At 62.9% G+C, this 7,262-nt stretch carries 4 protein-coding genes and 5 pseudogenes; 5 read left to right on the forward strand and 4 right to left on the reverse strand.

Annotated elements, in window-relative coordinates:
- Positions 1-67: 67 nt before the first annotated feature.
- Together IF89_RS48320 and IF89_RS45190 are read left to right on the forward strand one after the other, a co-directional pair.
- A pseudogene (locus tag IF89_RS48320) lies at positions 68-274 on the forward strand (IS110 family transposase); the annotation flags it as partial.
- Between the two features lie 130 nt (positions 275-404).
- A pseudogene (locus tag IF89_RS45190) lies at positions 405-502 on the forward strand (IS5/IS1182 family transposase); the annotation flags it as partial.
- A 379-nt stretch (positions 503-881) separates the two neighbouring features.
- Here IF89_RS45190 and zwf read toward each other — a convergent pair.
- Together zwf and IF89_RS43215 are read right to left on the reverse strand one after the other, a co-directional pair.
- The gene (gene zwf / locus IF89_RS43210) at positions 882-2,306 is read right to left on the reverse strand and encodes a glucose-6-phosphate dehydrogenase (RefSeq protein ID WP_078628708.1); all 1,425 of its coding nucleotides are present in this window, start codon (positions 2,304-2,306) and stop codon (positions 882-884) included.
- A 1,400-nt stretch (positions 2,307-3,706) separates the two neighbouring features.
- The gene (locus IF89_RS43215) at positions 3,707-4,033 is read right to left on the reverse strand and encodes a transposase (protein ID WP_078628709.1); all 327 of its coding nucleotides are present in this window, start codon (positions 4,031-4,033) and stop codon (positions 3,707-3,709) included.
- Positions 4,034-5,042: 1,009 nt separating this feature from the next.
- On the opposite strand from IF89_RS43215, the gene IF89_RS0133690 reads away from it, so the two are divergent.
- The 3 genes and pseudogenes from IF89_RS0133690 to IF89_RS43225 form a co-directional block, all read left to right on the forward strand.
- Positions 5,043-5,291 carry a hypothetical protein gene (locus IF89_RS0133690; protein WP_158718044.1) on the forward strand — a complete coding sequence of 83 codons (249 nt, stop codon included), beginning with the start codon at positions 5,043-5,045 and terminating at the stop codon, positions 5,289-5,291.
- Positions 5,282-5,533: pseudogene (locus IF89_RS45195) on the forward strand (transposase family protein); the annotation flags it as partial. The gene IF89_RS0133690 and the pseudogene IF89_RS45195, both read left to right, overlap by 10 nt.
- 244 nt (positions 5,534-5,777) lie before the next feature.
- Positions 5,778-6,464, forward strand: a pseudogene (locus tag IF89_RS43225) (transposase family protein); the annotation flags it as partial.
- A 134-nt stretch (positions 6,465-6,598) separates the two neighbouring features.
- Here IF89_RS43225 and IF89_RS47250 read toward each other — a convergent pair.
- On the reverse strand, positions 6,599-6,850 hold the full coding sequence (locus IF89_RS47250; protein ID WP_234327988.1) for a transposase family protein: 252 nt from the start codon (positions 6,848-6,850) through the stop codon (positions 6,599-6,601).
- A pseudogene (locus IF89_RS43230) lies at positions 6,848-7,121 on the reverse strand (IS110 family transposase); the annotation flags it as partial. The pseudogene IF89_RS43230 and the gene IF89_RS47250, both read right to left, overlap by 3 nt.
- Between the last annotated feature and the right edge of the window lie 141 nt (positions 7,122-7,262).

Raw genomic sequence — 7,262 nt, forward strand, 5'->3', positions numbered from 1 at the left:
ACCCTCGCCATCAACACACCCATCATGATCAAGGAGTGTTGCGACAAGCGTTAGAACCCAAGGAGCAGAGCGTGCTCAATTCTGCGGGAGCATTGACAGCAGCGTCCGCTACGACCCGAACTCGCGGAAGTTCTACGACCGCAAACGCGCCCAAGGGAAGAAGCACGTCCAGGCCGTACTTGCCCTCGCCCGCCGACGTGTCAACGTCCTGCGGGCCCTGATCCGCGACCGACGGTGCTCCCAAGCCACACTCCCGGTCACGGAAGCCGTTTGACAACAGCATTACTGTAGGCAGCGACGTCGCGTTCGATCGGGTAGTACAGACGAGCGTGGGCGCAGTTGACAGACCTCTGGGCAGCAGGAGGTTCTCCTGCAGGAGGTTCGGCGGGGGAGGGCCCCGCAAACGAGGCGGTCGGCCTCTCGGCCATGACGCGGACTCCACAAGGGGCGGAACACCGTCGAGCGCCTGACCGACAAGCCGAAGGCCTGGCGCGGGCTGGCTTGAGGTGCCGCTTCGGGCGGTGGCCTGACCGGTGTTACGACTGGCCCCCTGGTGGCCTTGGTTTTGATCTGTCGGTCGCCGTCCGGAGCGGCGCTCGCTGGGCTTGCTTCGCTTTGACGGACATGTGAGATCAGGGGCCTGGGCCTCGGAAGGATGATGTTCGTCATGGAGAACACGGGGAAGAAGAGGACCCGACCTCGCCGCTCGTTTACGCGGAGTTCAAGGCCGAGATCGTCGATCTGTGCCGTCGACCAATTTGTTGGCGAAGCCGGAGCCGACCGGTTCCACGGCACACCCACAGCCAACATGCTTGAGGGGCGGCACGCCGAGCTATTCGGGATCCCTTGTCACCACAACCGCCCGAACACCCATTGGGCCCTTACGGAATTGAAGGCGAATTTTGCCACACTATCCCTGTGTCGCTGGACAGTGGAAACCAGCGGCCTTCGCGAGTCAATTCATCCGCCGCTGGCGGACCCCAGCTGCCGGGAGCATAGCGGTGAGGCGTTTTTGGTATCCGCAAGATGTGGTCGACAATTCGCCAGGCCTCTTCCACGGTGTCCTGCCGGGCAAAGGTTCGCACCTCGCCGGACAAGGCATCAGCTATAATTCGTTCATAGGGCTGCTCGCTTACACCTAACGCCTCAGCCAAATCGACCGATATTCGGACCGGACTAGTAGCGTTTGCGCGACCAGGTGTTTTGGCTTGAAGATCGAAGAGGACCGCAGGATCGGGCTGAAGGCGAAAACGGACGATATTTGGGTCAGGGCGGTCGGCCGATGAGGATAGAAACAACATACGCGGGGGGCGGTGGAGCTCCACGGCTATCTCCAGAGCGGTAGTGGCCAATCTTTTCCCTGCACGCACTGAAAAGGGGACTCCCGCCCACCTCCAGTTGTCAATCCATAGCCGGACGGCTGCATATGTTTCGGTTGCTGAATCGGCAGCTACACCGGAAACGCTGTGATACCCGTCGTACTGACCAAAGAGTGCATCCTCGGGTTGCACTGTGCGGACGCAACGCAACAACCTAGGCTTTTCAGCGCGCTGGGCTTCCGCCGAGAATTGGGCGGGCGGTTCCATAGTCAGATACGCAAGCACTTGAAGAAGGTGGTTTTGTAGAACGTCGCGGACCGTTCCGACGGAATCGTAAAAGCTGCCGCGTTCTTGTACACCGACTTCCTCGGCCAAGGTGATTTGAACCGATGCCACATGGGACCGATTCCAGACTGGCTCAAGGAGGGCATTAGCAAACCGGAATACCATTATGTCCTGCACTGCGTCTTTGCCCAAATAGTGATCCACGCGCCTGATGCGCTCCTCTGGAAAGTGCTGCAGAAGGTCGATGTTGAGCTGTCGCGCCGATTGATAATCGTATCCGAACGGCTTTTCGAGTACTAAACGACTGCGTTCGGCGAGCCGCGCACGGGAAAGGCCGCGAGCTACGCTCCCAAACAAACCAGGGGGAACGGCTAGATAGTGCACAGCAAAAGCGTTTGGCCCTATGGCTCGACTTATTCTCTCATAGAGCTCCGGCTCTTCCATGTCGCCGACGATATACCCCACCTTGGCCGCCAGTGCCGCGCTGGCTTCTTCGTCGCACTCACCGTAAGCTGCAGTTATGCTGTCGCGAATGTAATTGCGAAAGTCGTTTCTCTTTATTTCTTCTCTTGCCACCCCCGTGACAGGAACTGCAAGCAGACCCCGACGCAGCAGCTGGTAAAGTGCTGGAATTATCTTCCGTTTGGCCAGATCGCCGGTTATGCCATACACCACCAGGGTTTGTGCAGTAGCGCCATCCATACTCTTCCACCGCGTTTCCTGAAATGTGTGTCACCGTGAGGGGCCGCAGGCCGCGCGCTACGCTAGGTGTCCATCCAGCTACGCCACAGCATCCCGCGACGGGCCCTCCGAGTACCTACGGATCATCGTCTCACCTTTTCCAGTCACCGATAACTTGAACGCATATCACCCAGTCCGCGCAACCGACGATTTGGTGCGTGCCGACGACGCCGAAAGCGTGCGGGCAGGCGCGGTGCTGTGTGGTTGTGTGGCGCCGCCCGGAGGGGCACCATAGCGGTGTGGGCTGGTTTCGGTGGGATCGTGGCCGTTTCTTCGCCCCTGACGATGGGGCTGCCGGACGTGCGGATCTCGGATTACTCTGTGAGGGACTGCCAGCTTCTCTCCTCGACCTCATCGAGGAGAGAAGCTGGCAGTTACAGGCACTCCCGAAGGCTAGAGCGTTCTGTCGGAGCCTCGGGCGGAGGCTGTGCTGTCCCGACCCCGGCCCGCGGACGCCGAGTGCCCGGACCTGCGGGCCTGGCCGACTCCTGTTTTTCGGGCGATCTTCCATTTCAGGACGACGGGGTCGTCGACTTCGACGTCGACCCCCGGAGGGGTGCATCTGGTCATGCCGTCCAACGCCCGCCGTGTTAGGCAGTGTGATGGCTTGAGGGGCCTCGCGTTTCCGGACATTGAACCTGACCGTTTATTTCATGCGGCCATGCGCAACTCCGTGTACTCGACGTCGACTTCTCGCGGTGGGTGGTATCCGACTGCCGAGTGGAGGCGTTTGTGATCCTATCGGGCTGCCCCTCGGGTCAGGTCACGCGGGAAATCCGCTCGTTCTTCAGGGCGCCGAAGAATGATTCGGCCATTGTCCCAGCAGACGCCGGTACGCCCGGATGGCCGACGGAGCCTGAACTGTTTCAGTGTCCCCGCGAACTCGGCGGAGCATGTAGTTCGATCCGCGGTCGCAGTGGAATACCGCGCCGTCGGCAAGTCTCCTTCCGGGCAGAGTTGTGGGTGGCCCGGGATGTGAGAAAGGTCTGGTAGTGGTCGTTCATCGCGTATCCGATGACTTCATTCGTGCAGCAGTCGATGACGGTCGCGAGGTACAGTCAGCCTTCTCCGCTTTTGATGTAGGCTATGTCGCGAGGGGTTTTTCGCCGGGCGGGTCGGCGGTGGAGTTCCGGCCGACGAGGTCCGGCCCATCGCCGGCCGCTGGCTGGGTGAGCGAGAGGCGCTTCGGCGCTTGGGCTGGCAGGGCACCAGACACAGCTCACGCATCAGCAGGCGGACCAGCTCCGGGCTGGCGGCGTGGACGCGCCGGTATCCGTAGGGTCCGACATCTCGAATGCCTTCTTGATGAGCAGTGTTAATTCTCCGCGCCGCCGGACTGTTGCGGAATCCGGGCGCTTCCGTCATTCGTAGTAGCCAGATTTCGATACGTTGAGCCGTTCACACATGAACTCGACGGAATGCGCGTACTCTGCGGCGTCGAGCCGCATCGTTTCGATGAACTCGTACTTGCCTGCTACGGGGATCCTTCGCGAAGTACGCTGCGGCTTTTTCAGGAAGCTGACTTTCTTCTCGACCTCACTATTTCGACGCTCGAGTTCCTTTAGGCGTGCTCGCTCGTTGAGCATCAGTGGTGTCCCTGCCGCAGGCTCGTTGACCTTCTGATGCTTTTTCACCCAGCCTCGGAGTGTTTCCGGGTTGAGTTCAAGTTCCCGGGCCGTCTCCGAGATGGTTGCGCTGGAAGGAGCGCGATCTGGACCGCTTCTTCCTTGAACTCGGGCGAGTACTTGCTGGGTGGCGCCACGTTATACCTCTCGTTCCCTAACACAGGGATCCTATTGGGTCCCTGTCCGGAAACATCAGGGCACCTCAGCTCTTGCCCCGATGGTGATCACCCACTCTGCCAGCCGGTCTTAGCCTCCGCACTCGGCCAGAATCCAGTCGGCCTCCGCCCGCAGTACTTCCCCACGCTCCCGGAAGCCAGCTCCGGCTCCTCCAGCGACCTCCACCGAGGCCATCACTGCACCTTGCACCGAGGGGCACTACCCGGCGGCTGAGCTATCAATGAAGACATCGTGCTGAGCTGCGGAGGACCGCCTCCACATTGGGCAGGACGGCGGCTCTTCGGCCCCAAAACCGTTCCTTCAAACAGCGGCATTGAGGCGCCGAACGGGCGGCTCACGCCGACGAACGGACTGTTCAAGCGGCTTGGCTTCGCCTTCTGGCTGCTGGCCGAGTTAGTGTCAGTCGCAGCTGGCCGCGGTTCCGCCCTGGCATCGCGGTCAGCTCCCACGCCGGCGGACCTGGGGAGGTTCTGCCGGACTGGCTTGCCCCGCACCCTCCTCACCCCCCCCGGGGTGCGGGGCAAGCCGCGGCTGGGTTCGGGTTTCTGTAAAGAGTTCTTACAGTCCGTCTCCGTTGTCCAGGAGTGCGCAGCTTCAGCGGTGAGCCTCCAGGGTGAGGATGGCTTTGGCGATTGACGTGAGTCTGTTGGGACCGATCCGGGCTTGGCGGAGGATGCGCCAGGTTTTGATGCGTGCGATGGCTCTCTCGACCGGTCAGCGGATTCGGGAGTGCGCCCGGTTGACAAATTCCTTTTGACGGTGAGGTCTTTGCCGGGTCGTCGGCGGTGGGGAACGGCAGCGAAGTCGCTGACTCCCTGGATGTGCCGACGGTGCGTTCTTCGGCCGGTCCGGCTCAGCGCGAGGCCAGCAGTGTAGTGCCTATCCGCAGGTCAGGGTGGCCGCGCTGGTCGAATGCGGGACGCATGCGGTGTTCGCAGCGGCAGCCGGTCCGCTGTCGGTCCATGAACAGCAGCTGATCCCAGGCCTGCTGAATCGCCTCGATCGGGGGATGCTGGTGATGGCCGACCGAGGCATCACCTGCTTCGACCTGTGGCAAGCCGCGTCCGGCACGGGTGCGGACCTGTTGTGGCGAGTCGGCAAGAACATCGTCCTGCCGGTTCTTCAGTTGCTTTCCGACGGCTGAGGGCCGCGGACGTCCAGGTCGTTCCGCTCGATGGGACTCCTGCCGAGTGCGACAGAGTCGGCGACAGCCGAGCCGACTACTCCGGCAAACACCACCTCCATGGTGTAAACCTGCAGGTCACCACGGCGCCGGACGGAACCCTGGTTTGGACTTCACCCGCACTCGCCGGGCGCGTCCACGATCTCACCGCGGCGGGCAGGCACCGGGTTCCCGCCACCTGCGTACGGCTCTGCATCGCGGTGTCCGGGACATCGAAGACGGTGCCGTCCACCGCGACCAGCCGCCACCGCCGATACCGGGCGCCGACGGTTTCCGGTGTCGCGACCGGACGGCAGACCCGGGGCGCCGCAGGTGCCTTTATTGCGGCGGAGCACCTGCTGGCCCACCTCACGAGGAGATCCCGATACGACCCCACGTGGGTGTCTCCGCTGAGCGGTAGCTGAGAGGTGGGCCGAGCCCGCCAGTCGCCTATGGAATGATCTTGATGTGGCTGGTGTGATCCCGGCGTCGGATTCTTCCTGGATAGCCCCCTTCTCCGTGCTGAGCCCGAACGCCTCCTGGAAGCTGGTGCGGTTCTGCGGCGCCAGGGTGCGGACGCGGTGCGCAAGGGCCGGCCATGGAGCCTGCAGCTGGAGGACCGGGCCCTGTGTGGGTCGCGGCGCACTGGCGCACGAACCTCACGATGCGGCAGCTCGCCCCGCTGTTCGGGGGGTGTTTAAGTCGGCGGCGGACCGGATCATCGATCACCTCGTGCCGTTGCCCGCCCTTCACCCACGCAAGCGGTTCGCCAAGGACACCGTGATCATCGGGGGACGGCACTCGTCCCACCCGCGACCACACCGTCGCCGAGCGGTCGAAGACCTACCGCTGTTCCACGAACCGCCAGGTCGTCATCGACGCAGACACCCGTTTGATCGTCGTGGTCGGTCGGCCGCTCGCCGGGAACCGTAACCACTGCAAGGCGTAGGAGGAGTCCGGCGCCAAGGGCGCTGTCGGCAAGACCCTCACGATCGCCGACGGCGGTTACCCGGGAACCGGACTGATCATCCCGCACCGTCGCGAGCGCAGCCAGACCGAGCTCGCTTGGAAAGAAGACCACAACAGGTCCCCCACAAGCAGGTCCGAGCCCGGGCCGAGCACATCTTGGCTCGCATGAAGACCTGGAAGATCCTCTCGCAGGATAGTTCAACGGGCTTCACCGCGATGAACCATGCCCGAGACAGCTAGAGACTATTTACGGGACAGCCCTTTACGAGCTCGTGCATGGTTGGCGGTGGCACGTCGAGAAGGGCAGGTCGGCGCGGTGGTCACTGTGGCTGACGGGTCCCGCGGGTAGCCGCCTGCTGGTGTGAAAGCAGTCCGGCGATGGCTTGGAGGGTGTCGCTCATGTGCTCGCGTCGGCCGTGGTGACGGGCGAGTGCTCGCCAGTTCTTGGGATGTGCGATGCCGTGCTCGACCCGGATACGGCGTGAAGAGTGCGCCTTGCGTTGGCGCTGGTAGATCTCCTCATACCAGTCTGGCGGATCCTTCTTGAACTTGCGGTGCGGTGGGGTCACCACGCGGCCCTGGTCGGCGATGGCCCGGGCGTCGCGTGCATCGGTTCTGCCCTCGCCCGTAGGCGCCGAACATCCGGTTGACCGTCCGGCCCGGCACGTAGACCACCCCCTGATCATGCGCAACGGGCAGCGCCAGGAGCAGAGTCGAGGCGCGGCCGGAGATGCCCGCCCACCGCACTTCATCAGTCTTCTCACGGGGAGTATCGATGAGCGTGAGGACCTGGACCTCGTTGATCACCTTCGTCGATGACACCGTCTCGCCATCGGCATCGAGCTTGTCAGGTTGGCCACTGATCGGGTGATGGCGGGGTGGCGCAACAGGCGGGGCCCTCGGGCTGCTGAGCGGGATGTCTGACGTCCAGAGCTCTTCAACTCGGGGGCCTCGTCGGTTCCTTATCCTGCCGTACTCGATGTC

Source organism: Streptomyces sp. NRRL F-2664 (assembly GCF_000719345.1).
GTDB lineage: Bacteria > Actinomycetota > Actinomycetes > Streptomycetales > Streptomycetaceae > Streptomyces.